22 protein-coding genes are annotated in these 26,311 nt (G+C 62.1%); 13 read left to right on the top strand and 9 right to left on the bottom strand.

Annotated elements, in window-relative coordinates; translation table 11 throughout:
* Positions 1–40 precede the first annotated feature (40 nt).
* The 8 genes from NXS98_RS07840 to NXS98_RS07805 all read left to right on the top strand — a co-directional run bounded on the left by NXS98_RS07840 (position 41) and on the right by NXS98_RS07805 (position 8,807).
* On the top strand, positions 41–3,331 hold the full coding sequence (locus tag NXS98_RS07840; RefSeq protein WP_283847923.1) for a CHASE domain-containing protein: 3,291 nt from the start codon (positions 41–43) through the stop codon (positions 3,329–3,331).
* Between the two features lie 164 nt (positions 3,332–3,495).
* Positions 3,496–4,080, top strand: coding sequence for a pyridoxamine 5'-phosphate oxidase family protein (locus tag NXS98_RS07835; RefSeq protein ID WP_283847922.1), 585 nt, complete (start codon positions 3,496–3,498; stop codon positions 4,078–4,080).
* Positions 4,081–4,130: 50 nt separating this feature from the next.
* Positions 4,131–4,511 (top strand): hypothetical protein, encoded by a 381-nt coding sequence (locus tag NXS98_RS07830; RefSeq protein ID WP_283847921.1) that lies wholly within the window; start codon positions 4,131–4,133, stop codon positions 4,509–4,511.
* A gap of 33 nt (positions 4,512–4,544) precedes the next feature.
* The gene (ispD, locus tag NXS98_RS07825) at positions 4,545–5,219 is read left to right on the top strand and encodes a 2-C-methyl-D-erythritol 4-phosphate cytidylyltransferase (RefSeq protein WP_283847920.1); all 675 of its coding nucleotides are present in this window, start codon (positions 4,545–4,547) and stop codon (positions 5,217–5,219) included.
* Positions 5,220–5,254: 35 nt separating this feature from the next.
* Positions 5,255–6,535, top strand: coding sequence for a glycosyltransferase family 4 protein (locus NXS98_RS07820; protein WP_283847919.1), 1,281 nt, complete (start codon positions 5,255–5,257; stop codon positions 6,533–6,535).
* A gap of 158 nt (positions 6,536–6,693) precedes the next feature.
* Positions 6,694–7,653, top strand: a complete 960-nt coding sequence (locus tag NXS98_RS07815; protein WP_283847918.1) for a polyprenyl synthetase family protein — start codon at positions 6,694–6,696, stop codon at positions 7,651–7,653.
* 13 nt (positions 7,654–7,666) lie between these two features.
* Positions 7,667–8,299 (top strand): sigma-70 family RNA polymerase sigma factor, encoded by a 633-nt coding sequence (locus NXS98_RS07810; RefSeq protein WP_283847917.1) that lies wholly within the window; start codon positions 7,667–7,669, stop codon positions 8,297–8,299.
* Between the two features lies 1 nt (position 8,300).
* A complete protein-coding gene (locus tag NXS98_RS07805) occupies positions 8,301–8,807 on the top strand; it encodes a hypothetical protein (RefSeq protein WP_283847916.1) in 507 nt (168 codons plus the stop codon).
* A 26-nt stretch (positions 8,808–8,833) separates the two neighbouring features.
* Here the strand turns inward: NXS98_RS07805 and NXS98_RS07800 are convergent, their stop codons facing one another.
* Together NXS98_RS07800 and NXS98_RS07795 are read right to left on the bottom strand one after the other, a co-directional pair.
* Complete coding sequence (locus tag NXS98_RS07800; RefSeq protein WP_283847915.1) at positions 8,834–10,138, bottom strand: dicarboxylate/amino acid:cation symporter; 1,305 nt, start codon at positions 10,136–10,138, stop codon at positions 8,834–8,836.
* A 3-nt stretch (positions 10,139–10,141) separates the two neighbouring features.
* Complete coding sequence (locus NXS98_RS07795; protein ID WP_283847914.1) at positions 10,142–11,353, bottom strand: DUF1015 domain-containing protein; 1,212 nt, start codon at positions 11,351–11,353, stop codon at positions 10,142–10,144.
* Positions 11,354–11,569: 216 nt separating this feature from the next.
* Here NXS98_RS07795 and NXS98_RS07790 point away from each other — a divergent pair, with 216 nt between their 5' ends.
* Genes NXS98_RS07790 through NXS98_RS07775 form a run of 4 tightly spaced genes read left to right on the top strand, consistent with a single transcriptional unit; the run spans position 11,570 to position 15,720 of the window.
* Entirely contained in the window at positions 11,570–12,886 is a 1,317-nt protein-coding gene (locus NXS98_RS07790) for a 4Fe-4S dicluster domain-containing protein (protein ID WP_283847913.1), read from the top strand.
* Between the two features lie 19 nt (positions 12,887–12,905).
* Complete coding sequence (locus NXS98_RS07785; RefSeq protein WP_283847912.1) at positions 12,906–13,457, top strand: BMC domain-containing protein; 552 nt, start codon at positions 12,906–12,908, stop codon at positions 13,455–13,457.
* A gap of 14 nt (positions 13,458–13,471) precedes the next feature.
* Entirely contained in the window at positions 13,472–14,926 is a 1,455-nt protein-coding gene (locus NXS98_RS07780; RefSeq protein WP_283847911.1) for an aldehyde dehydrogenase family protein, read from the top strand.
* Positions 14,923–15,720, top strand: coding sequence for a YdcF family protein (locus NXS98_RS07775; protein WP_283847910.1), 798 nt, complete (start codon positions 14,923–14,925; stop codon positions 15,718–15,720). The genes NXS98_RS07780 and NXS98_RS07775 overlap by 4 nt, the downstream gene beginning before the upstream one ends.
* An 18-nt stretch (positions 15,721–15,738) precedes the next feature.
* On the opposite strand, the gene NXS98_RS07770 is transcribed toward NXS98_RS07775, so the two are convergent.
* The 7 genes from NXS98_RS07770 to NXS98_RS07740 form a co-directional block, all read right to left on the bottom strand.
* The gene (locus NXS98_RS07770) at positions 15,739–17,040 is read right to left on the bottom strand and encodes a sulfatase-like hydrolase/transferase (protein ID WP_283847908.1); all 1,302 of its coding nucleotides are present in this window, start codon (positions 17,038–17,040) and stop codon (positions 15,739–15,741) included.
* A gap of 22 nt (positions 17,041–17,062) precedes the next feature.
* Entirely contained in the window at positions 17,063–17,587 is a 525-nt protein-coding gene (locus tag NXS98_RS07765) for a TlpA family protein disulfide reductase (RefSeq protein WP_283847906.1), read from the bottom strand.
* Between the two features lie 3 nt (positions 17,588–17,590).
* Positions 17,591–19,045, bottom strand: a complete 1,455-nt coding sequence (gene gatA / locus NXS98_RS07760) for an Asp-tRNA(Asn)/Glu-tRNA(Gln) amidotransferase subunit GatA (protein ID WP_283847905.1) — start codon at positions 19,043–19,045, stop codon at positions 17,591–17,593.
* An 8-nt stretch (positions 19,046–19,053) separates the two neighbouring features.
* On the bottom strand, positions 19,054–19,377 hold the full coding sequence (gene gatC, locus NXS98_RS07755; RefSeq protein ID WP_343214144.1) for an Asp-tRNA(Asn)/Glu-tRNA(Gln) amidotransferase subunit GatC: 324 nt from the start codon (positions 19,375–19,377) through the stop codon (positions 19,054–19,056).
* A gap of 15 nt (positions 19,378–19,392) precedes the next feature.
* Positions 19,393–20,499, bottom strand: a complete 1,107-nt coding sequence (locus tag NXS98_RS07750; RefSeq protein WP_283847904.1) for a phosphotransferase enzyme family protein — start codon at positions 20,497–20,499, stop codon at positions 19,393–19,395.
* Positions 20,500–20,605: 106 nt separating this feature from the next.
* On the bottom strand, positions 20,606–21,943 hold the full coding sequence (locus NXS98_RS07745; RefSeq protein ID WP_283847903.1) for a Gfo/Idh/MocA family protein: 1,338 nt from the start codon (positions 21,941–21,943) through the stop codon (positions 20,606–20,608).
* Positions 21,944–21,979: 36 nt separating this feature from the next.
* Positions 21,980–23,290, bottom strand: coding sequence for a 3-keto-disaccharide hydrolase (locus NXS98_RS07740; protein WP_283848144.1), 1,311 nt, complete (start codon positions 23,288–23,290; stop codon positions 21,980–21,982).
* Between the two features lie 97 nt (positions 23,291–23,387).
* On the opposite strand from NXS98_RS07740, the gene NXS98_RS07735 reads away from it, so the two are divergent.
* Positions 23,388–26,276, top strand: coding sequence for an HzsA-related protein (locus tag NXS98_RS07735; RefSeq protein ID WP_283847902.1), 2,889 nt, complete (start codon positions 23,388–23,390; stop codon positions 26,274–26,276).
* The last annotated feature ends 35 nt before the right edge of the window (positions 26,277–26,311 follow it).

The following is a 26,311-nucleotide window of genomic DNA, read 5'->3' as shown; positions in this document are numbered from 1 at the left end:
GAAAACGGTATTGCTAGGGCGCAGGCGGTATCGTATGTAAATGCCCGTCATGCGCCCGGAAACGGCCAAGCTACGCAGTTTCAAGCCGTGGATTCTTTTTGGGATAGCCTTTCTTGCGTTGTTGTTTCTCAGCTTGGTGCTTGGTGGGCTGTTGGTCCAGCGCACGGACCGTTACTTTCGGCTGAACATTCAGGAAGCCGCGGAAATGGCGGCGCAAACTTTGCCGTTGGACGACATTCGCTCCCTCATGGGCGGGGCTAAAGATTTGGACAATCCCGTGTACGCCCGGCTCAAGGCGCAGTTTCAGATGTTTCAAAAAGCCCAGCCTGGCTGCCGGTTTGTCTATTTGCTGGGCCGTCGGCCGGATGGGCAATTGTTTATCTTCCTGGATGGTGAGCCGCCAGACTCACCCGATTATTCGCCGCCGGGGCAGGCCTACACTGAAGCTGCCCCGGGCTATCATGAGGTTTTTAAGCGGTGGACACCCCAAGTGATAGGCCCGGTCACCGACCGGTGGGGCACCTGGGTAACGGCGTTGATTCCGGTGAATGCGGGGCGCATGGATGGTGTGCCAGTGGTGCTGGGAGTGGATTACGATGCCCGGGCGTGGCAGTGGAATATTATGCGCGAGGCCGTGATGCCGGTGTTGTTTTTTACTTTGCTTACTGCGGGGTTTTTCCTGGGGAGCGCTCTGTTATTTAACCACCGAAGAACAATGGGCGTGCGCGCGCCGACCTGGCTGGATTATCTCGAGGCAGGCATTGTTTTGGGCTGCGGCCTTCTGCTGACGGGGTTGAGCGCCTGGCTGGCGCATCAGGCCGAGTACCGCAACCGGCATCAAGTTTTGCAGCATTGGTCGGCCATGCGCATGGTCACGCTGGCCAAGGCGCTGGATAATGTGGTGCACTTGGAACTGGAGGGGCTGGGGAGGTTTTTTGAAGGCAGCGAATCGGTAACGTGGCAGGAGTTTCAACAGTATGCCAATTACTTGACTCACAACCGGGCAGTGCAGGCGTGGGGTTGGATGCCGGCCATATCCCCTTGGCGAAAACTTCCCTTTGAGCAGGCAATGCGGGGCGAGGGGTTGGCGGATTTTGAAATATGGGAAAAGGACAGCTTGGGAAATCGTGTTCCTGCCGCAGGGCGCGACGTCTTTTATCCGGTGACTTTCCTTGCTCCCTTGGAAGGCAACCAAGCTGCTTTGGGCTTTGACGGTGGGTCGCATCCGGGGCGGCGCCGCGCATTGGAAGCCGCAGCGCGAAGCGGTCTGACCACGGCCACGGAGCCGCTGCAGTTGGTCCATGAAAAGGCCGGGCAAATGGGCATGATATTTTATCGGCCAGTATTTTCGGACAGTCCTTCGGGCCAATTGTCGGGCTATGCCTTTGCGGCGTTGCGGCTGGAGGATTTTTTGCGGCAGGTCATTACCGATCGGCTGGTGCCGCTGGAGTGGAGTGTGTTGGGGACCACGAATGCCGCACCCCTGATTACGATCAGTTCAATGAAGGGAGAGAAAGAACCGGGGTGTCTGGCTTATGGGGGCGTCGTTTTGGCTGGTGGCCAGGTGTTCCAGGTGCTTGCCTGCGGGGGAAAAGCCTTTGAGGCGTTGTATCCCAAACGAGCGGGCCTTTTTACAGGGTTGGCTGGTTTGTTCCTTAGCAGTGCTCTGGGTGTGCTGGTAGGTTTTGTGCGCCGTTATGAAGCGCGGCTGGAATTTGAAGTAGCCGAGCGCACCGAGGAGTTGCGGGCCAGCGAGGAAACGTTTCGCAAATTGTTCGAGGATTCCTCCGACGCCATTTTGCTCACGAAAGACGGCCGTTTTGTGGACTGCAACAAAGCGGCCATACGGTTGTTTCGCGCGCATGACAAGAGCCAGATCGTGGGCAAAACTCCGGTGGATTTTTCCCCGGAACGACAGCCGGATGGCCGTCTTTCCGCAGAAGCCGCGCAGCAATTTTTGGAACGGGGTGAGGAGGAAGGTTGCCGCTTTGAATGGGAAACGCGCTGCCTTGACGGCGAATCCCTGACCGTGGAGGTCACGCTCGTGAAGATTGAGTTGAAGGGCGAGAGACACCTTTACAATACCGTGCGGGACATCACCGCGCGCAAGAAGGCCGAAGCGGAACGGGACCGGTTGCAGGCGCAATTGCTGCAGGCGCAGAAGATGGAATCGGTGGGCCGGCTGGCCGGTGGGGTGGCCCATGATTTCAACAACATGCTGCACGTCATCTTGAATTACACGGAGATGAGCAAGGAGGATTTGCCACCCCACCATCCCGTGCAAAGTCATTTGAAGGAAATTTACGACGCCGCGAGGCGCTCGGCGGAGTTGACGCGCAAGCTGCTGGGGTTTTCCCGTCAGCAAACCATCATGCCCAAGTTGCTCAATTTGAATGAAGCCTTGGAAAGCACCCAAAAGATGCTCCAGCGCAGCCTGGGCGAGGAAATACGATTGGAGTGGATTCCCGGAGCGAATTTATGGCCGGTGAAAATTGACCCGTTACAATTGGATCAAATTCTCACGAATTTGTGCGTGAATGCCCGGGACGCCATCGTGGGGACTGGCAAGGTGACCATCGAGACTCGCAATGTAACGGTGGACGAGGCCACAGCGTCGCAAATGGAGGATTGCCTGCCCGGCGATTATGTGATGCTGGCGGTCAGCGATACCGGCTGCGGCATGACGCCGGAGGTGTTGCAGCGCATTTTCGAGCCGTTTTTCACCACCAAACCGGTGGGCCAGGGCACCGGCCTGGGATTGGCCATGGTCTATGGGGTGATGCAACAAAACCATGGTTTTATTCAGGTGGAAAGCCACGTGGGCAAGGGAAGCTGTTTTCGACTATATTTTCCACGGCATGAGGAGGCCCCAGTGGCTGCGCCAATGGCGCCTGCCATCCAGACCAAGAAAAGGCTCGAAATGGGCCACGAGACGGTGCTCCTGGTCGAGGATGAGGCGGCGGTGTGGCGGGTGGTGAAAACCAAGTTGGAACGCCTGGGATATCGAGTGCTGGTGGCCCACGGTCCGGAGGACGCCTTGAAGCTCGGCCGGCAGGCGCGCACTGGCATTGATTTGCTGCTCACCGATGTGGTCATGCCGGGGATGAATGGGCACGAATTATATCAGCAGATGCTGCAATATCACCCGCGCTTGAAGTGCCTCTACATGTCCGGCTACACGGCCAACATCATCGCCGAGCGAGGCGTGGTGGAAGACGGCATATATTTCCTGCCCAAACCCTTCAACCTTTACACGCTGAGCGTGAAAATGCGGGAGGTTTTGGCTGCGCCACCGGTGGCTCCTTCCCCGCCTTCGCCGGGCAAGATGTAATCATCTTGGCAACCGGACGGCTCACATGCCGCCATGCCCCCCGGGGTTGCTACCCCTTCTCATCAAAGATGATGCGGGTAAAGCTTTGGGCTTGAAGAAGTCCGCCCAATGGGGTTGGAATAAAGACCTTATTCTGCCTGACAAAAGCCGGGCAGAAGTTGGACATGGATTGGACAACGCCAAGTCTGGCCGCCCTGCTGGCGGGTATCTGGGAACGACTGGAAACCGGCGCCGAGCGCCGGGATGACTCGTGGCATCTGGCGGCGCTGGCCACGGTGGACGCCGGTCGTCCGGCGGTGCGCACGGTGGTTTTGCGGGCGGCCGATGCGCAGCGGCGCGCCTTGGTGTTTTACTCCGATGCGCGGGCCAACAAAATCCAGCAGCTCCAGGAGCGTCCCCGGGTGGAATGGTTGTTTTACGATCCGGCGGAGCGCATCCAACTGCGGGCGCGGGCGGTTGCCGTGGTGCATCATCAGAACGCGGTGGCGGAGGAAATTTGGCGGGCGCGGCCGGACTTGAATTATCTGCGTTATCTTTCCCCCCTGCCGCCGGGCACGAGTTTGCCGGCGTTTTTGCCGCCGCAGGTGGAGGTGGAATCGGAGCACGAGATGGCCTTCCGGAATTTTGCGGTGGTCATCACCACGGTGGAGCGGTTTGACTGGCTGGCGTTGTTTCCGGATGACACGCACAAGCGGGCGGAGTTCACCTGGAACGGGCAGGATTATGATTCGCGCTGGATGGTGCCCTAGGGCGTGAATCCGGCTTTACAAGGCGGGGGGAGTTTGCCACCCTGCGGCGCATGATGCGAAACGTTGCACGGCTTGCTTTTTTGGGCGGACTCCTCCTTCTGGCGGCGGGGTGCCATACGATCACCAATCTCACGCCGGCAAGTTTGCCCCGCAATCCCAGCGGCTTGTATCCGGTGGAAGTCAAGTTTGACCACCGGGAGCAGGCGCTGCGGCAGGATTCCATCCGGCCGCTGGTGATGATCAACGAGCAGACGTATCCCATGGAGCGCACGCGCCTGATGAAGAATCGCTGGGAGACCCTGATTCCGGTGCCGGCGGACCAGAAAGAAGTGTATTACCGGTTCAAATTTGAGTATTGGGTCAATGCCTTTCCTGAGCCGCGCCAGGACAGCAAGCTTTCGCCCACCTACAAGCTGACCATCAAAGACTGACGGCGCCGGCGCAGGCCGGGGCATCTGGTTTGCATGAATGCCGCCATCATTGTGGCTGCCGGTTCAGGCACGCGCATGGGGCCAGGGGTGGACAAGCTGTTTCTACCGCTGGCCGGCCAGCCCGTGGTGCTGCATGCCTGGCGCCAGTTTGACGCCTCCCCGTGGGTGCAGCAAATCATTGTGGTGGTGCGCGACGGGCAGCAGGCGCGGTTTCAAGCTCTCGCCGCCGAAGCTTCACTGGGCAAGCCCTTCCAAGTGGTTGCCGGCGGGGCGGAGCGACAGGATTCAGTCGCCAACGGCCTGGCCGCGCTGCATCCGGAGGTGGAACTGGTAGCCATTCACGATGGGGCGCGGCCGTGTGTCACCCTGGAATTAATTGAAGCCACTTTCAAAGCCGCCGCCGTGCATGGGGCGGCGGTGGCCGCGCAGAAGGTTACCGATACCCTCAAGGAGGCCGATGCGAAGGGGTTCATCCGGCGCACGGTGGATCGCACGCATCTCTGGGCGGTGCAGACGCCGCAAACCTTCCGGGTGGAGGTGATTCGGCGGGCTTTGGGCGCCGCGCGGCAACGGGGATTGAATTTGACCGACGACACGGCGGCGTGTGAGCTGATTGGGCAGCCGGTGGTGCTGGTGCCCAGTCCCATGCCCAATCCCAAAATGACCTATCCGGCTGACTTGCTTTACGCCGAGCGTTTACTGCGCTAATTTGGCGGCTCGTGGGAACGAGGCCTTGGCATATTGTGCAGATTACCCCCGGCGCCGGTGGGATGTATTGCGGCAACTGCTTCCGGGACAACGCGCTGGTGGCGGAATGGCGGCGGCAGGGGCATCAGGCGTTGATGGTGCCGTTGTACCTGCCCTTGAAACTGGACGAGGAGGACCAGAGCGCCGGAACGCCAGTTTTCTTCGGCGGCCTCAACGTCTTTCTGGAGCAGCAATTTCCCTGGCTGCAAAACATGCCGCGCGGCTTGCGCCGGTTGCTGGCCTCACCGGCGCTGTTGCGCTGGGCGGCAGGGCGCGCGGCGAAAACTCGCGCCAGCGAAGTGGGCGACATGACCGTTTCCATGCTGCAAGGCGAGGAGGGCCGCCAGCGGTGTGAGTTGGAGGACTTGGTGGGATGGTTGAAGGAGCGCGGGCAACTCGACATGATATGTCTTTCCAATGCTCTGCTGTTGGGCCTGGCGCCGCGCTTGAAACGGGAATTGCAGACCCGCCTGGCCTGCCAGTTAACCGGTGAAGACAGTTTTTTGGATGGGTTGCCGGAGCCGCATCGCAGCGCCGCCTGGCGCCTGGTGCAGACCCAGGCGCGGGTGGTGGATGTGTTCATTTCTCCTTCGCGTTGGTTTGCCCAGGTGATGGCCGAGCGGCTGCAACTGCCGCCGGAGCGGATTCAGGTGGTGCCCCTGGGGCTGAACCTGGAAGGTTATCCGCCCGCGCCGGCCGCGCAGTTTTCGCCGCCGGTAATTGGCTTTTTTGCCCGGATGTGCCGGGAGAAAGGGCTGCCGGTATTGGTGGATGCCTTTGTCCAGTTGCGCCAACGTGGCAAGGCGCCTCCGGCGCGGCTGAAAATTGGAGGCGGTTGCGGCCCTTCGGACGAGCCGGTGGTGGAAGAACAAAAGCGCAAGCTGGCGCAGGCCGGTCTTTTGGGCGAGGTGGCGTTTCATGCTAATGTAAGCCGGGAGGAAAAGATTGCGTTTTTCAAGGGATTGACCTTGTTCAGTGTGCCTGTGCAGTACAATCAATCCTTTGGCATGTTTTTATTGGAGGCCATGGCGGCAGGGGTGCCGGTGGTGCAGCCGGCCACCGCCGCTTTTCCGGAAATTGTGGAAGCCACAGGCGGAGGGGTGATTGCAGCCCCCCGGGCGGAAGCCCTGGCCGAGGCGATGGAAAGCTTGTTGCTGGACCGCGTTCGGTGGGAGCAACTGGCCCGTGCGGCGCACCGGGCCGTGCATACCCAGTATGCCATGCCGCGGGTGGCCCGGATGTTTTTAGAGGTGGTCGGGCAGGTTCGAGCCGCGTAAATCCAGCCGGCAGTTGGCGGTTTCCGGGTTTGACTTGGGGGGCAAGCGCACTTAAGTTTTGGGGAATGTTAGCAGCCGAAACAAAGGCGGCCCAAGGCTCCCCGCCGGCGGCAGCCGGGGCAAAATTGTCCCACGCCTGGAAAGCACTTTCCGCGCCCGTGGGCCCTTTTTTGCAGGAGGTGAGCGAGCGGCTGGCGGCGCAGGTGGGGGCGTTTGACCCGGAGATTTCGGCCTACGCCGCCGAGGCGCTGCAGAGCCAGGGCAAGCAGTTGCGTCCGGTTCTGGTGGGGTTGAGCGGGCGGGCCTTGGGGGAGTTGACCGAGGCGCATGTCACGGCGGCGGTTATTATTGAGATGGTGCATCTGGCCACGCTGGTGCATGACGATGTCCTGGATGAGGCGCAAATGCGCCGCGGGCAGCCCACACTGGCGGCCCATTGGGGCAATGATATTTCGGTGCTGGTAGGAGATTGTCTCTTTGCCCATGCCCTGAAATTGGCGGCCAGTTTTCCCACCACGGAAGTTTGCCGGGCGGTTTCCGCCGCCACCAACACGGTTTGCGCGGGCGAGATTTTGCAGACGCGGCAACGGCGCAACTTTAATTTTTCGCGGGATGAATACTTCAAAGTGGTGGGGATGAAGACCGGCGAGTTGTTTGCGCTCTCGTGTGACATGGGAGCGTATTTGAGTCGGGCTTCAGCAGCCCAGCGCGAGGCGTTGCGGGCATTTGGCATGGCGCTGGGAACGGCCTACCAGGTGTATGATGACTGCGTGGATTTGTTTGCTTCGGAGGCCGAGGCGCGGAAATCCTTGGGCACGGATTTGGCCAAGGGGAAATTGACCCTGCCCGTGTTGCTCCTCCTCGAGCGGGTGGAGGCCGCGCAGCGGCAAAAGGTGCAGGATTGGATTGAGCACTGGCGGCCGACGCGGTTGCAGGATTTGTTGCAGTTAATGGCCCGCTATGAAGCGCTGGAGGGGGCCCAGGCGGCCATTCAATCGGGATTGCAGGAGGCCAAGGCGCATTTGCGGCAGTTGCCGGCTTCGCCCAGCCGTCAAGGGTTGGAAGGGCTGGCCGATTTGCTGGCGCAACAGGCCGCGGCCCTGCGGCATCCGGCATAAAGCGCCCAAGGTTATGAGCGATTCCCCCACGAGCCGGGCCACGACCCCCGCCACCACGGGCGGTGGCAGCCCCAAGCCAGTGGATGATTTGGTCTTGGTGCGGCGGGCGCAGCGGGGTGATTTGGACGCCTTTGATCAACTGGTGCAGCGCTATCAGGAGCGCATTTACGCGGCCATCTACCACATGACGGCCAATCACGAGGACGCCAATGACCTGGCCCAGGAGACATTTATCAAGGCTTATCGCGCGCTGCCGTCCTTCAAGGGGGATGCCACCTTTTTCACCTGGTTGTACCGGATTGCGGTCAACAAGACGCTGAATTTTCTGCGACAGCGCAAAAATCGCCTCCAGTTGAGCCTCAATGATTTGGATAACCAGGTGGAAAATGACCCTGAGCTGGTGGCGCTCATCTCGGATAAAACCCCCCGCCGGGACATTCATCTGGCCGAGTTGCAGGAAAAATTGAACAAGGCCATGATGAAATTGTCAGATACTCATAGAACGGTGGTCACGTTGCATGACATTCAAGGATTGCCGCACGAGGAGATCGCGCGGATCATGGATTGCAACGAGGGCACCGTGCGCTCGCGCCTGTTTTATGCGCGGCAACAACTGCAAGCCTATTTGGCCGAGTTTTTGACCTGACATGAGCATGTCTCAACCACAGGATGAGTTCAAACGGTTGCGCCAGCTTCTGGCCCTCAAGCGGCATGAACAGCCGCCCCCGGGGTATTTCCAGAACTTTTCTCATCAGGTCATGGCCCGCATCAACGCCGTCGAGGGTGATGCGGAGAGCGCCTGGGTGTTGCGTTTGTGGCATTATTTGACGGCGCGTCCCTTCTGGTCCGGCCTGGCGGCGGCGGGCGCCTGTGGCGTCTTGGTGGGTGGGTTGATGATGCTGCGGACACCCGACCCGGTGGCGGCCAATACGCTGCTGCCCATGGGGCATAACCTCCCCGGAATAACCGCGCCAGCGGCCGGAGTGGGCGGGGCGGCGTCCTTTGCTGAACAGTTGGCCCAGGGCGGCTCCCCCCATGGGGCCGCCTCCGAGCCGAACAGCACCAACCCGGTGGCCGGTAACCTGGCGCCGCCTTCCCTGTTCTTTACTCCCAAACTTCAGGTGGAGAAGGCCAGTTTCAGCCCCAACCAATAGGGGCACAGCCCAGGCGAAGGCGTGTCTTATAGCGGGCCAGGCGGATGGAATTCCCGCCAGTGTCGGTCCACCACCGTTGCGGTCACCAAATCAGCCGTAACATTGACGGTGGTGCGGGCCATGTCCAGCAGGCGGTCTGCCCCCAACACCAGCGCCAGCCCCTCCGGCGGGACCCCAAAGGTGTGCAACAGGCCGGCAATCAAGGGCAAAGAACCGCCAGGAATGCCGGCCACGGCCACGGCGCTGAGCACGGTCATGACCAGCAGCAGCGCCTGCATCCCCCAGGACAACGGCACGCCATAGACCTGCGCCACAAACAGGACCACACATCCCTCATACAAGGCGGTGCCGCTCATGTTGAGCGTGGCACCCAGTGGCAGCACGAAGCCCGCCACGGGCGCCGAGACGCCCAGCGACTCGCGGCAGGCCGCCAGACTGGCCGGGAGGGTGGCGCTGCTGGAGCTGGTGGAGAAAGCGGTCACCAGGACGGTGCGAATGGCCTTGAAAAAAGCCCACGGGGACCGGCCGGCCAGCCATTTCAGCCACAGAGAGAGGGTGCCGAACAGGTGCAGCGCCATGACCCCCAGGCAAACCAGCACGAAACCCAGCAGGGCGTTCACCACGGGCAGGCCTGCTTTGACCACCGTGCTGAAAATCATGGCGGGCACAGCCAGCGGCGCCAGATACATGGCCCAGCCCACCAGGCGGAGCATCAGCTCCGTGATGAGTTCCAGGGCCTGGTGCAACCGGAGCCGGCTGGCCTCGGGCAGACGCGCTCCCGCCGCGCCGACCAGCAGGGCGAAGAGCATGAGGGGCAGCAGTTGAAATTCCACCACGGCTTTGAGCAGATTCCGGGGCAGGAAAATGTCCACCAGGGCGCGAAAACTGGTCATGGGCTCCGCGGCCACCGTTTCGAGGGTGGCGGAGGCGGCGCCGGTGAAATCGCGCAACAATTGCTGGCGGGCTTCCGCGGTGAGCGAGGCCCCGGGGGCCAGCCAGTTCATGGCCACCAGGCCCAACGCCACGCCAATCACCATGTTGGCGGCGAACAGAAGGGCCACGCGCCAGCTCAGCCGGCCCAATCCTCCCACGTTGCCCAGTTGCAGCACGCCTTGGGCGAGCGTGGCAAAAACCAGGGGCACGACAGCCCAGAAAAGCAGGTGCAGAAAAATGCGGCCGAGGGGGTCCAAAACTGCGGTGGCAAAGCTTTGGATTTGCGCCAGCCAGGCGGGATGGCTTTCCCCATGCCATGCGGCGGCGATGCCCGCCATCAGACCCACCGCCAGCGCGGCGAGGATATTCCTGCCCAGGCGATGTGAGGCCGGGTTCACGGCTCAAATCAGGTGAATGAAGAGGGCGTCGCGCAACTTGGGTTCAAACCAGGTGCTCTTGGGGGGCATGATACCCCCTTCATCGGCCACCTGCATCATGTCCTCCAAGGTGGTGGGATGGAGCGAAAAGGCGGCGGCATACTCGCCGGAGTTCACCAGCCGCTCCAGCTCGGCAGGGCCTCGGATGCCCCCGATGAAGGCAATGCGCTCGCTGGTGCGGGGGTTGTCAATGCCAAACACCGGCTGGAGCACGTGCTGTTGCAAAAGGGCGGCGTCCAGGCGCTCCACCGCGTGGGGCGCGCTGGCCACGCCGTCCTTCCACCGCAGGCGATGCCACTTTCCGGCGTGATAAAAACAAAGCTCGTGTTTTCGGGCCGGCACGGGCCCGGGGTCGGGCAAAACCTCCAGCACGTTCTGCAATCGCTCCCACAATCGGGCAGGCGTCAAGCCATTCAAATCTTTGAGCACGCGATTGTAGGGAAGGATTTGCAACTGGTGATGGGGAAAAATGACCGCCAGAAACCAGGCAGCGGGGCCGCTGCCCCGTTTTTGATAGAGGCGCGCGGCTGCGGCGGTGCGGTGATGGCCGTCCGCAATGTAGAGCGCGGACAGGGCGGCAAAGGCGCGGCCAATGAAATCCATTTCGGACGGGTCGCGCACCGTCCAGGCGGCGTGCCGTACGCCGTCCGGCGCCGTGAACTCGACTTCGGGGGCCACGGCGGTTTTTTGCGCCATGAACTCGTCCAACGCCGGTTGGGAGCGATACACCAGAAAGGCGGGGCCGGTTTGCGCGCCCACCACTTCGATGTGACGCAGGCGGTCGTCCTCCTTGTCCGGGCGGGTCAGCTCGTGCTTTTTGATTTTGCCCTCAAGATAGGCGGCGCAACTGGCGGCGGCCACCAGGCCGGTCTGCACGTGGCGGCCCATGCGTTGCTGGTACAGGTAATAGGCTGGCGCAGGCTCCTGCATCAGCGCGCCCTCGCGCAACATGCGGCGGAAATTTTCACAGGCGCGGGCATAGACTTCCGGGGCGTAGGGGTCCTGGTGGGGCGGGAATTCAATTTCCGGTTTGCTGACGCGCAGAAAGCTCAGCGGATTGCCTTCCGCCATGGCCCGAGCCTCTTCGGTGGAAAGCACATCGTAAGGCGGGGCGCAAATACGCGCTGCCAGCTCGGGACGGGGTCGCACCGCAGCAAATGGTTGAATCAAACCCATAAGTTCGTTCAGGTGACCGAAACATTAGCTTGCTCTGCTCAAAGTGCACGTGGATTTTTTGCCGTGCACTGACGGTTGCCAGTTTGCCGGGCTGGCTCCAACTGGCGGGGTGACAGCGACAATCCATGGGCGGCGGGAAACACCTGCGCGGGACCGGCAGTGTCCTCCTGCGCTTTGGATTTGAGTTTTCTTCGTCCGCCACTACACTTGCGCACGATGAGCCTGGTAGAACAAGTCCGGCAAGCCGGCGTGGTGGGCGCGGGCGGCGGCGGCTTTCCCACCCACGTCAAACTGTCCGCCAAGGCGGATACCGTGATTGCCAACGGCGCGGAATGCGAGCCGCTGCTCCACAAAGACGCGGTGGTGATGGAGGAGTGGGCGCAGGAGATGCGGGACGGCATGCTGCTCGCTATGGAAGCGGTGGGCGCGCAAACCGGCGTGATTGGCATCAAGGCCAAAAAGAAAAAAGCCATCGAGGCCGTGACCCGGGCCATTGCCGGGACACCTTTGCGGCTGGAGTTGCTGGGGGATTATTACCCCTCGGGAGATGAATACGATTTGGTGTACACCGTGACGGGAAGACTCATTCCGCCGCAGGGCATTCCGCTGAATGTGGGGGTGGTGGTCAATAACGTGGAAACGTTTGTCAATGTGGCCCGAGCCGCGCGCGGCCAGCCGGTCACGCACAAGATGGTGACCCTGGCCGGCGCCGTGCGCGAGCCTTGCACGCTGGTGGTGCCGGTGGGCGTCACGTGGCGGGAATGCCTGGAGGCCGCCGGCGGCGCCACCACGGCGGAGCCGGTGTTGTGCATTGGCGGATTGATGATGGGACAAACCACGCTGGACCTGGACACCCCGGTGACCAAGACCGCCACCGGGGTGGTGGTGTTGCCGCGTGAGCATCACATCATCCAACGCAAGCTCAATCCCCAGCCGCGCATGGCGCAAATCGGCAAATCAGCCTGCGACCAGTGCCGTTACTGCACGGAGTTTTGCCCGCGGTATTTGCTCGGGTACGCCGTGGAGCCGCATCAGGTGATGCGCAGCCTGGCTTTCACTGCCACCGGCGCGGAATACTGGAACCAGTGGGCGGCCCTTTGCTGCTCCTGCGGCTTGTGCACGCTCTACGCCTGCCCGGAGGAGCTGTATCCCAAGGAAGCCTGCGATGACGCGAAGGCCGCCATGCGCCGCGCCAACCAGAAATGGAGCGGCAAAATGGAGGTGCAGGTGCATCCCTTGCGGGAAGGGCGCCGTGTGCCCATCCAGGCGCTGACCCGCAAGCTGCACGTCCAGGAATACGATGTGCCGGCGCCGCTGCGCGAATGGAAGGGGCGCCCCCGGGAACTGCACTTGCTCCTTAAACAGCACGCGGGCGCGCCCGCCCAACCGCAGGTGAAGGTGGGGGACACCGTCAAGGCCGGGCAAATCATCGCGGCGCCTGCCCCCAACGCCCTGGGCGCCACGCTGCATGCGCCGCTGGCGGGGCGGGTGGCAGCGGTGACGCCCGAGCGCATTTCCCTGGCGGTTTTGTGAGCCAACCCTTTTTTATCCCATGAAAGAACGAGCCATTGGTTTGATTGAGTTGTCCAGTGTGGCCAGCGGATTTCAGGTGGCCGACACCATGCTCAAGGCGGGGAATGTGCGGTTGATTTTGTCGCGCTCCATTTGCTCCGGCAAGTACATGGTGCTCATCGGGGGCGACGCGGCCGCCGTTAGAAGCGCGGTGGAATCGGGCGCGGCGGCGGCCAACGGGTGCCTTATTGACCAGTTTGTCATCACCAACGTGCATGAGGACGTCATCGCCGCTCTGGGCCGCACGCACCCCGGCGAGCCGACGGGCGCCTTGGGGATTCTGGAATCGTTCAACGTGGCCACATTGTTGCAGGCGGCGGATGCCGCCGCCAAAGCCGCCAGCGTGACCTTGATGGAAATCCGGCTGGCCATGGCGCTGGGGGGCAAGGCTTTTGTGACCATGACTGGCGATGTCGGCTCGGTACAGGCGGCGGTGGCCGCGGGCAAAAAAATCATCGCTGATGCCGGCGTGCTGGTCAACGCGGTGGTCATTTCCCGGCCCCACCCGGACGTATATCGGGAGGTCATCTAACGCCTGTCCCGCCCATGGCTGATGCCACCATTCCCGCTGAACCTGCCGCGCCCCCGGAATTCCGGCTGTTCCTTGGCGGTGAATGGGTGGACGGCGAGGCGGTGGTGGACATTCGCTCGCCTTATGACGGCGCGGTGGCGGGGCGGGTGCATCGGGCTTCGCCGGCGCATCTGGAGCAGGCCATTCAATGCGCGGAGCGCGCCTTTGCCGTCACCCGCCGCCTGCCCACCCATCAGCGCGCCGCCATTTTGGAAGGCGTGGTGGCGGGTTTGAAAGCCGACCGGGAGGGCATCGCGCGGCTCATAGCCCTGGAGGCGGGCAAGCCGCTGAAGTACGCCCGGGCTGAGGTGGCCCGCGCCATTTTGACTTTTACCGATGCGGTGGAGGAATCCAAACGCCTGCGGGGCGAATGGCTGCCGCTGGACCTGGACGCCGCCAGCGAGGGCCGCCAAGGCTTGGTGCGGCGGTTTCCCCTGGGGCCGGTGGCGGCAATCACCCCGTTCAATTTTCCCTTGAATCTGGTGGCGCACAAAGTCGCCCCAGCCCTGGCCTGCGGCAATCCGGTGGTGCTCAAGCCCGCCTCGCAACCCCCCTTGACCTCCCTGCGGCTCGCCGAAATTCTGCAAAACGCCGGCGCTCCCCCCGGCAGTTTCAATGTGTTGCATTGCCCGGGTGCGCTGGCAGAGGTATTGGCCACCGACCCGCGCATGAAATACCTGAGCTTTACCGGCAGCGGCAAGGTGGGCTGGCGGCTGCGGGACATCGCCGGTCACAAGAAAGTGGCCCTGGAGCTGGGCGGCAACGCCGGCGTGGCGGTGCATTCGGATGCGGATTTGGACTACGCCGCCCAGCGCTGCGCCATGGGTGGGTTTGCCTACGCCGGCCAGACCTGCATCAGCGTACAGCGCATTTTTGTGCATCAGCCGGTGCTGGAATCGTTCTTGGAGAAATTCATCGCCTGCACCCGGCGACTGAAGGTGGGGAATCCCTTGGACGAGGAAACGGACGTAGGCCCCATGATTTCCGAAGCGGAGGCCCGCCGCGCCCTGGCGTGGGTGCAGGAGGCCCTGCAGGACGGGGCCAAAGTGGTTTTGGGCGGCGAAACTCGCGGCAACCTGATGCCGCCCATGATTTTAACGCGCACCACCCCCGCCATGAAGGTGAATTGCCAGGAGATATTTGCGCCGGTGGTCACGGTGGAGCCGTACCGCGACTGGGCAGAGGCGTTGCGGTTAATCAACGATTCTCCCTATGGTTTGCAGGCGGGGATTTTCACTCGCGACATGCCGGCCATTCAGCAGGCCTTTGAGACGCTCGAAGTGGGCGGCTTGCTGGTCAACGATGTGCCCACCTGGCGGGCGGATGTGATGCCTTACGGGGGTTGGAAGGAGTCGGGCTTGGGGCGGGAGGGCGTCCGTTACGCCATCGAGGGCATGACCGAGCGGCGCATCATGGTGTGGAAGGCATGATCACCAATCTGCAACGGATGGTGTTCAACCTTCTGGAGCCGGTCGGCCTGGTGTGGGCTGCCTTGGGGTTGTTCACCTTGTGGGCCCTGTCGCGCAAACGCTGGCGGCTGGCGCTCCTGCCAGGGCTGCTGGCCCTGCTGATGTTTGTCGTGGGCAGCACAGGATTTTCCGGCTGGCTGCTCGGGCGGCTGGAAAAGCAACATCTGGCGCCACCGTTGCCTGAATTGCCCGTGGCCGATGCCGTGGTGGTGCTGGGCGGCGGCTTTGAGCCTTCCCGGCTGGATGCCTTTGGGCTGGGCGTCACGGCTGATGGTGACCGCCTGTTCATGGGCTTGGAATTGATGCGCCTGGGCCGGGGGCGCGCCCTGGTGTTGGGCGGAGCGGAAGCCGCCCTGCCTGACGGCCAAAAGCGCGTGGAGGCTGACATGGTGCGAAAATGGCTGGAGGCCTGGCAACTGCCCCAAGCTCCGGTCATCAGTTTGGGCGGCTGTGATAACACCCGCGAGGAGGCGCTGAAAGTGGCGCAGCTTTGCCGGGAGCGCGGATGGAAGCAGGTGGTGTTGGTTACCTCCGCGTATCACATGCCGCGGGCCGTGGCCTGTTTCAAAACAGCGGGGGTGCCAGTCATTCCCGTGCCATGTGATTTCAAAACTTCGGTCAGTCTGGAAGGTCCGCCCTCGTTCAACCTGGTGCCGCGGTACCAAGGATTGGTGAAAATGTCGCTGTATGTCCGGGAAAAACTGGCGTGGGCGTTGTATCGCTGGCGGGGGTGGATAAATAAGGAGTCGAGCTAGCTCAGACGGCACGGCGGCTCAGGGCGCCTTGGCCGCGCGCCGTTTTTCCCACAACGCTTGCATCCTTTTCAGCTCCTCCGGCAGCCGCCCCACCAGATTTTCGCGCTCCGCTGGGTCCTTCTCCAGATGATAAAGTTCCCACGGCGCCTGGGGATGGGGCCGGACCAATTTCCAGGGACCATCGCGCAGGGCGGCTGCTCCATTGTTAGGGTTGAGCCAGCAGCCGCGCGCTTGAAGATGATTGGTATTGCCGCGCACCAGCCAGTCCGCTTGCGAGAGCGTGCGCGCTTCTTCGGGCAGGGAGACATCGCCCCACGCTGCCAGGGTGGCGTGCAGGTCCGGCAGGGTCAAAGGATGGGTGTTGGTGACGCCGGCCTTTAACTTTTCCGGCCAGCGCATCAGTAGAGGGATTCGTAAATCGCCCTCATAAACGGCGTTGGTGGTGCAACGGAGCAGCCCCGCCGGACTACGCAAGGTGCTGGGTGCTTCCCTGCCTTCGCGGGAAGGAGTCAGGCCCCCCGCGATGACCACGGTTTGGGTTTCCACGCGGTATTGGCGCAACGTGGCCAGGAGAAGGCCCAGGTCGCGGTCCAGCCGCTCCAACCATTCCTGGCGGCTGGCGTTGGTGGGGGGGGACGGATAAATCATTTGCAGGTAAAAGGGGTACAGACGTGAAGTCCGCACGAAATTCGTCATGGCGGTCACCATTAATTGCGGAGCTGCAAATCGTTGCGGCGTGGCAGGAGGATTAAACTCGTGGCGGATGGCATTGCGATGCAGATACTGCGGATACACCTGTTGCGCCTCCGCACGGTCAAAGCTGCCCAGCCATTCCTCAAATCCGTGTTTCAAGGGCGGCCAGCTTTCGCCGGGCGGCCACCAGCCCAGCGTCCCGGTGACGTAACCTTGCTCCCGCAATAATTCGGGCAGCGCCGGCGTTTCCTTGCGGGAGGGTAGCAGGGATGGGCCGGAGGACGCAGGCGTCTGTTCTTCCTGTCCTGCCAGCAAGAGACGGACGGAGAGCTGGGGATGCGGGCCGCCGCCATAGGCACAATCGAAGCGTACGCCTTCGCGCGCCAATTGTTGCCAGTGTGGCATCTGGCGGTTGGTCGCCCCATAGGGCGGCAAATCGCCATAGGTCAACCCTTCAGCCCATAACAAAACCACATTGGGCCGTCCGTAGGCGCTGTTTTTAATCAGCGGCCGCGGCAGGGGCGCCGCCGCCAGGGGCCGGACCCCCACCAGGCACAAAACCAGCACGAGGGCGGCCTGGCGCCAGTAGCTGCGGACACCCTGCGTCAGTGACAGGCACACAATCATGCAAAATCCCAATTTCAACTGCTCAAGGCTGTTGTTTTAATTCTGCGGCCAATAATTGCAACAGGCGTTCCAAAGCCGCCGCCGTGGCGGGGCCGGTCTGCCGATAAATGATGGCGCCATCCGGCCGGGCCACGAAAACCGCCAGCGCCGTGTGGGCGGCCCCAAAGGACGCGGTGACGGCGCCCGTCCAATCCAGCAGGACCGGATGCGCATAGGTCCGGCGAATGTCGCGGCGGACCTGCCCTTGCCACCAGCGCGGCGCCGCACTGACGTTGGCAATGCCAACAATGTCCAGGCGATTGCTGTACAGAAGATAAACGGGACTGACCCACCCCGCCACTTCGTCCGCCCCCTGTTTGTCAGCCACGGTGAACAACGTGAGGCGGCGCAGGGGCAGGGAAAGAGTGTGATTGGTGCCATATTGGTCCTGCAAGACAAAGGCAGTGATACGCTCCACCGGTGGCGTTGAAGTCTGGCCGCAGGCAATGTGGGCCGCCAGCAGGCACACGGCGGCCAGCCAGCCGCCCCCGACACAGCGCAGCGTCATGGATTAAAGGGGAGGTTTCTGCCGCCACCAGTCCGTGGCCTGCTCGTAGGCATAAGCCAGCCGGAGCAATGTCTCCTCGCCAAAATGCGGCCCCAGCAGTTGCAGGCCAATCGGGCGCCGCGGATGCTCCGCAAAACCGCAGGGCACACTGATGCCGCACAAGCCGGCGAGATTGCAGGAAATGGTGAAAATGTCCGTCAAATACATTTGCAATGGGTCCGCCGTTTTTTCGCCCAGCCGGAAGGGCGGGGTGGGCGCCGTGGGGGTGAGGATGGCATCCACCTGCTCAAACGCGCGCAGGAAATCCTGCCGGATGAGGGTACGCACCTTTTGGGCGCGCAAATAGTAGGCGTCGTAGTACCCGCTGCTTAGCACATACGTGCCGAGGATGATGCGTCGTTTGACCTCCGCGCCAAAGCCCTGGCCGCGCGTGCGGCAGTAAAGCTCAAGCGGGTCGGCGCCGTCCACCCGCCGACCGTAACGAATGCCGTCAAAACGCGCCAGGTTGGCGCTGGCTTCGGCCGTGGCAATAATGTAATAAGTGGCGATGGCGTATTCCGTGTGGGGCAGGGAGATTTCCCGCAACTCCACGCCCTGGGATTCCAACACGCGAATGGCTTCCGCAAGGGCTTGTTTCACCACCGGCTCCAAGCCGCCTACGAAGTACTCCTTGGGCAGGCCCACTCGCAAACCTTTTACCGGCTGTCCCAACGCGGCGCTGCAGGCGGGCACGGGTCGGGGCGCGCTGGTCGAGTCACGCGGATCATGTCCGGCCAGCACCTCGAGCATCAGGGCGGCATCCGCCACCGTTTTGGTGAGCGGGCCAATCTGGTCGAGCGACGAAGCATAGGCCACCAGCCCGTAGCGCGACACGCGCCCGTAAGTCGGCTTAAGCCCTACGCATCCGCAAAATGCCGCCGGCTGGCGGATGGAGCCGCCGGTGTCCGAGCCAAGCGCCGCCAAACATTCATCCGCCGCCACTGCGGCCGCCGAGCCGCCGGAGGAGCCGCCTGCCACGTATTGCGGATGCCATGGATTGAGGGTGGGCCCGAAGGCCGAGTTTTCGGTGGAACTGCCCATGGCAAACTCGTCCATGTTCAATCGCCCGAAAACCACAGCGCCGGCGGCCTTCAATCTTTCGATGACCGTGGCGTCATAGGGGGAAATAAATTGCCCCAAAATGCGCGAAGCGCAGGTCAGGGGATGCCCGCGGACAGCGATGGCGTCTTTGATGGCCACGGGAATGCCTCCCAAGGGCAGTTTTTCCCCCGCGGCCAGCCGCCGGTCGGCGGCCTCGGCCTGGGCCAGCGCATCGTCTGCGTCCACGTGCAGAAAAGCATGCAACTGGCGGTCCACGGCCTCGATGCGGCGCAGGCAGGATGCCATGACCTCGCGGGCGCTGACCTCGCGCCGGTGCAACCGCGCCCGCAAGTCCACGATGTTGGAGGTGTGCAACATGGCGGCGGTTACTCGACAATTTTCGGTACTACGAACAAACCTTCGCTGCGGGCCGGGGCGTTTTGCAAAGCCTCGGCATGGGGCAGCGATTCCCGCACTTCATCCGGGCGCGTCACGTTTTCCAGAGGGAAGGGGTGGGCCGTTGGTTCGACGCCGGAAATATCCACTTGCTTAAGTTTCTCCACGTACTCCAGCACCTGCTGCAACTGGGCTTGAAAAGCGGCGGCCTCGGCGGCGGTCAGCTCCAGCCGCGCCAGATGGGCCACTTGATGGACGTTCATGCCGGTATCCGTCATGCGCGTCAGCTTGCGGGCCGCGGACGGTTGTGCCAAGGAGAAAATCAGGGGCTAGAGGCTGTCCACAAACGCCTGCATGGCCTCCTGCTGGCGGTGAATGGATTCCACCAGTTTGAACTGGGTGCGGCAGCGGTCCAGGTTGTGTTGCGGCCGGTGCACGCGAAAATAAACGTCGCCCTGCAGGAAGTCCGTGAGGAAACGGACGCCGATGGTGAAGGTGATGAGCTTGCCGGAAAAGGCCAGGTAGGACTTTTCCGCTTTGGTGAGGAAGGTGGCCGTCTCCAGGTAGCCGCGGGCCAGCTCTTTGAAGATGGGCATGTGCATCCGCACCTTGCCCAGGTCCGGCTCGTCCTCCAGGGTGGGGCTGGTGGTGGTGCGGACCATGTCGCCAAAATCATACAGCGCCAGGCCGGGCATGACGGTGTCCAAATCCACCACGCACAGCGCCTGGCCAGTCTGGGCGTCAAGCATCACATTGTTGAACTTGGTGTCGTTGTGGGTGATGCGCTCGGGGATTTCGCCGCGGGCCAGCGCCTTGAGCAGCGTGTCCACCATCGGCTCCTGTTTGAGGGCAAAGTTGATTTCCTTTTTCGCAATGGCGGCGCGGTTGAAGTGGTCCGCTTCAATGGCCTTTACCAGCGCGTTGAAGCGCATGCGGGTGTTGTGAAAATTGGGGATGGTTTCGTGGAGCCGCTCGCCGGGCAAATCGGCCACCTGGCATTGAAAGGTGCCAAATCCCCGGCCCGCCTGGTAAGCTTGCGCCGGAGATTGCACAGACTCATAAGTGCGCGCATTTTCAATGAAGATAAACGTGCGCCACGCCTCGCCCTCGCCGTTGAAATAAAAGTCCTTGCCATCACGGGTGGGCACCACAATGAGCGTGCGGCGGGTGATGTCCTCGGCCCCCGCTGCCTCCAGCTTGGCGCGCACATGGCGGGTGACGCGCATGACGTTACTCATCACCGCCACGGGGTCCTTGAAGACATTGGTGTTAATCTTCTGGTGAATGTAGCGGACCTTCACGCCGCCCTGGTCATAGGTGGCGGTGTAGGTTTCATTGATGTGCCCGATTTTGCAGGGCTCGGCATGCAAAATCTGCCCGTAGATTTGAAAGCGCTGCGAAATGTCCCGCAGCTTGGCTTCATTGTAAAAGGCCATAAAGTTTCCGTTTCTCCCTTTTCTCCCGGCTGAATGGGCCGTTTGCCGGCATCGGTTCGTTTCGGGCCGCCTGGCGCTGGGCTGGCGCCAGGTCGAGGACCTGAACTTAACTCAGCCCTTTGACCTCCCAGCCTTTGCGATAAGCACGCCGGACCAGCGCGGTGGCGTTTTTGAGGTCAAACGACAACCGCTCCGCATTCCATTTCAGGGTGGTTTGAGGAAAACGAGTGGCCACGCCACCGAGCAACACGGCCTCTGTCAACGGCCCCGAGTAATCGAAGCCGGCGGACGTCTGCCCACGTCCCAGGCAGGCGTCCACAAACGAATGGTAATGGTCCACCCGGTCCAGCTTGGGATAGACAAAGTCGCGGAAGGCGGCATCGGGATAGAGCTCGGGCTTGGCGATGTGGGGGAGGAGCATGATGCCCTTGGTCCCGATAAATATCGAGCCTTGGTCCGGCAAGTTGCGCGGCAGCAGGGCCTGAATGTCACGCGGCGGGCGCTGGTCGCCGTCGTACCAGGTGACATTCACCGTTTTACCCTCGGTGAAGCGGGTGCCTGGAAAGACATACAGGATTTTGGCGTCATTGGCCCAGTTGTAGGCATTGGGCGGCGGTCCTTCCGAGCGCACCGACAGCGGGGCGGTCAGGGCCAGGGCCTTGAAGACGGGGTCGTAAATGTGGCAGCCCATGTCGCCAAAGGTGCCGGTGCCAAAATCCAGCCGCTTGCGCCAGTTGGCGGGGTGATAATAGCCGTTGCCAATGAAGGGACGGGGTGCGCAAACCCCCAGCCACAAGTCCCAGTCAAACCCCTCCGGCACGGGGTCGGCGCGGTCCGGGCGCGGGGCGGGGTCGCCCCATTTTTTATTGCTCCAGGTGTGGACTTCCTTGATTTTGCCGATGACGCCCTCCTGCACCAGCTTCACCGCCAGCCGGTATTCGTTGTAGGAGTGAATCTGGATGCCCATCTGGCTGACGCGTTTTTTCTCGCGGGCGACTTCCGTCAGGCGGCGGCTTTCGTAAATGTCGTGCGAGAGCGGTTTTTGAACGTACACATGCAACCCCATTTGCAGGGCGGTCATGGCCACGGGAGCATGCATGTGGTCAGGAGTCGAAACGTTCACCGAGTCAATCTGCCCTTGTTCCTTCTCCAGCATGAGCCGCCAATCCTGATAGACGCGGAGGCCCGGGAAACGTTGCTGCAACGCCTGCGCGCGGCGCAGCTCGACGTCGGCCACCGCCACCAGTTTCACCGCGGGATGCGAAGTCAGGGATTGAATGTCCGACGCGCCCATGCCGCCCGCGCCCACCGCGGCATGACGCAGCACGGCGGAAGCCGATTGCGCCAGCAAATCGCGGGTGACCCAGGGCGCCACCAGACCGGCCATGGCAAACTGCCGTAAAAAACGGCGGCGGGACAATGAAGCAATAGCGGAAGTGCTCATAGGAGGTTTGGCTCAACGTTGACTGACGCTGCGGTACTAGAGCTTTTTAATGGCGATGTTGCGGAACATGACCGGGTCATTATGCCCGGCAAAGCCAAAGTAACCACGCGTGCGGTCCTTGCCCGGGTGTGGGGTGTTGCCCATGAATTCGGTGACCTTGCTCAAATCGCAGTCCAGAATGATGGTGCCGTTCAATTCCACCTTGATTTTGGAGCCTACCACGGTGACTTCCTGATAATTCCATTCACCCACCGGCCGCTGATAGCCCCGGTAGGCGGCCACCATGCCATAGGCCGAGCCATGGGCCTGGCGCGGGTCAATCTTGGTGTTTTTCACCTGCTCATAATTGTCATCCAAAACTTGCAGCTCGCACATGCCCACGTAGGCCGTATCCCCCTGGCCGGGGTAGCGGATGGCCAGGCCGTTGTTGCCGCCCGGCGGCAGCTTGAACTCCAGCCGCACCACAAAATCACCGTATTCCTCTTTGGTGTAAATCGTGCCGCCCTTGCCCGGCTTGCAGACAATGGCCCCGTCCTTGATTTCATAATTATCCAGCGGCCCCTGCCAGCCGGTGAAGTCGCGGCCATTGAACAGGGGGGTAAATCCTTCGTCCTGTCCGCGCAGGCGGCGGTTGGCTTCCTCGGCCGGGATTTCGCGCACAAAAATATGGCGCCAGCGGATTTCGCCGCCGTGCGTTTGCAATTGAATGGGCCCGAAGGGCGGCAGCGGCATTTTGCGGGTGCGGTCGAAATAATTCTCCATGATGGCATTGTCCACCACCAGTTGGTCGTTCAAATAAACCGTGGTGCGCGTGCCGAGCTGGAGAATGCGAAAATGATTCCATTCGCCGAAAGGCTTGTCGGCCAGCACCAGTGGGTCCTTGCCTGGTGCGCCAGGGCTGTTGTTCCACAAGCCTCCCGAGCCTTTGTGGGCGCCCAGCCTGAATTTATTGGTGTCAGTGTAATCCCAGATTTGAATCTGGGGCGTGCCTTTGAGGTATATGCCGCTGTCGGCCCGCGGCACGGTCTTGTAGTCAATCAACAGCTCAATATCGCGGAAAAATTTTTCGGTGGTCAGAAACAAACCCTGCCCATCATTCACCAATTCCTCGCCCGCGGCCTGCCAATGGCGCTGGATGTTGGGCAGGCTGGCCTCGCGGCGCTTGGCGTATTCCGCCGGACTCAAAAAAATGTAGGTGCGCGGGTCCGTGTCGCCCGTGCCCCACCAGCCGGACAAATCGCGGCCATTGTACAAGGCCACAAAGCCGGGCGGTGGCGCGGCGGCCAGGGCTTGGAAAAGACTGCAGGACAGCCAGCCGGCAAGGACGGCCCGCAACAGCAAACGCATGTGCTTCATGGCTGACTTCTAACGCAAACCCCGCTGTGCTGCAACCGCAGAATTCCCCGCTTGCAGACCCAATCGTCCCCGCGTTAGTCTGCCATGGATGATTGGTAATTCCCATCGTTTGTGCGCCCTTGCCGCAGTGGTGGCAGTGACGATGGCCTTGCCCTTCATGCTGCTGGCAGCGCCGGCTGGCCTGCCGGAAAACCTCGCCCTCAAGGCCAGGGCCACCGCCCATTCCGAATACAGCCCGCAGTACCAGGCCCGCTTCGCCTGCGACGGCAAAATCCCGCCCGCTGGTTCACAGCAGGACGTCAACCAGACTTGGTGTGTGAAGGGTCAGACACACCGTCAGGGCGCGGAATTTACGCTGGAATGGCCGGCGCCGGTGACCGTGGCAGAAATCATTTATTATGCCCGCACCGCCTGGTTTGCCGAGGAGGGCTGGAAGGATTATGAGGTTTGGGTGGAAGGGGCGGCCCAGCCCATGCACCGGGGCCGTCTGGCCATGGGCCACGGCCCGCAGCGCATCACGTTGCCGGACGCAATTCAAACCAAACAACTGACTCTTAAATTCACCAGCTCTTACGGCGGCATGAATCCTGGCGCCTCGGAAATCCAGGTCTTTGCCAGCCATGTGCCGGAGGCCGCCCTGGGCAAGTTTTTTCCGCTGCCGCCGGGGCGTCCGGCAATGCTGCCCGAAGAGGTCGTGGAGTCGCCAGAGCTCAAAAACAAACTGACCCGCGGTGAGCTGGGCTTTGAGCGGCTGGTGGTCATTCAGCGCCGTGAGCTGAATCCCAGCCACGTTTACACCTACCATGTGGAGGACTTTGGCGCGGGCGGTGGGTTGTACCTTTTCACGCCTGCCACCGGCGGACTGCGTTGTCTGGTCGAGTCGCCCCAGGGGCAAATCCTGGATTGCGACGTGTCGTATGATGGCCGGAAAATACTCTTTAGTTGGCGGCGGGAACAGGCGGCCGGATATCAGGTGTTTGTCATCCAGGCCGACGGCACCGGTCTGCGGCAATTAACCGAGGGCCCGCACCACAATTACAATGCCTGCTGGTTGCCGGATGGGGGCATCGCCTTTCTTTCCACGCGCGCCTCGCGCTTTGCTTATTGCTGGGTGTCGCCCGTGGGCATTTTGTACCGCATGGAGGCTGACGGCAGCCAGGTGCGGCGGCTTTCGGCAAACATTGTCAACGATTTCACGCCCAGTGTCATGGAGGACGGGCGCGTGATTTATTCACGCTGGGAATACGTGGATAAACCCGCCATTCCCATTCAAAGCCTCTGGACAATACACCCTGATGGCACGGGGCTGGCGGGCTTTTTTGGCAACCGCGTGCTCAGCCCGGCCACGTTCATGGAAGCGCGCAGCATTCCTGGCACCACCCGGGTGCTCTGCACCCTGACCAGCCACAATGGCCCGGCGCGCGGCGCCGTGGGCATCATCAATCCGGCTCTCGGCAACAACGCCCAGGCGGCCATTGAAAATCTCACCCCGGAGGTGGACATTGGGCGGGTGGACCGTGGCGACGGTAACCACATCCGCGGCCCCTACGAGAATCCCTTTCCCTTGGATGACCGTTATTTCCTGGTATCCAAACGGGGCACGATTTTGTTGCGGGACTATGCCGGCACCCAGCAGGCCGTGGTGCTGCCGCCGCGGGGCGGCCTGGGCTTTTACAGCCCGATGCCGTTGCGGCCACGGCCGCGGCCGCCGGTGCTCATGCCGCTGGGGGAGGTACGGGTGACTTCCGAGGAGTATGAAGCTTTGGAATGGGCTACGGTGGTGTTGCAAAATGTGCATCGCGGCTTGGAGCCGCACGTGCGTCCCGGCGAAGTCACCGAAATCTGTGTGGTCGAGGAAGTCCACAAGCCTGTGCGCACCGACGTGGCCCATCGCGCCTTTGGTTTTCAATTTCCCGTAATCTCCTGTGGTGCCACTTATGCTGCCAAGCGCGTGTGGGGGTTCGCCAGTGTCAGTCCGGACGGCTCGGCGTGTTTTCAAGTGCCCGCCCGGCGCCCCATTTATTTCATGGCACTGGATGCCCAGGGGCGCGCGGTGCAGCGCATGCGCACCTTCACCCACTTGATGCCCGGCGAGATTCAGGGGTGCGTGGGCTGCCATGAGCCGCGCCAGCAAACCACCCTGGCCGTGCATCAACCCCTTCGCTTCGCCGCCCCGCAACCGTTGCGCCCGCCGGAGTGGGGTCAGGGCGTGGGCTTTGATTACTCCACCATCGTCCAGCCGGTGCTCGACCGTTATTGCGTGGCCTGTCACAGCGGCAATCAGCCCGCCGGCAACCTGGACTTGTGCGGCGACAAGACCGACTTCTTCAATGTTTCCTACGAAGTCCTGGCCCGCGGGCGCAAACGCGCCGGCGAAGCCGAATGGGACAACCCCTACACGAGCTGGATTCCCACCTACAACGGCATGGAGCAGAACATCCTGCAAATCACCCCCAAACAGTGGGGCTCGCCCGCCAGCAAACTGACCGGGTTGCTGCTCTCCGGCCACCCCAGCACCAATGGCCAGCGCCGCTTCACCATGGATGCCGACAGCTTGCGCCGGATTTTTATGTGGATGGATTTGAACGTCCCTTATTACGGCACTTCTGAGACTGCCTACCCGGAGAAAAAAGGCTGCCGCCAAATTTATCCGCCGGACTTGGACAAGACCCTGGCCGAAGTGGCGGCCCGGCGTTGTGCCACCTGTCATGAGGGAGGCCGCATACCGCGCCAGTTCTGGACACGCCTGCAAAATCCGCAGCGCAACCCCTTCTTGCTGGCGCCGCTCTCCGCCGATGCTGGCGGCTGGGGTAAATGCGGCCCCGGAGTTTTTGCCGACACCAACGACCCCGATTACCAGGCCATCCTGCGCACCTTTGACCCGGTTTTGGAGCTGTTGCAAAAACGCCCGCGCATGGACATGCCCGGCGCGCGCCCGGCGGAGGTGGACCGCTCTTGTCTGGGGAGCGTGCAGTAGGCGGCCGTTTTTCTTCCTTGCTTGCCTTGCGCCCG

It is taken from the genome of Fontisphaera persica (assembly GCF_024832785.1).
GTDB classification, from domain to species: domain Bacteria; phylum Verrucomicrobiota; class Verrucomicrobiia; order Limisphaerales; family Fontisphaeraceae; genus Fontisphaera; species Fontisphaera persica.
The sequence above is the reverse complement of the archived record's forward strand: the minus strand, read 5'-3'. Positions and strand labels throughout refer to the sequence as shown.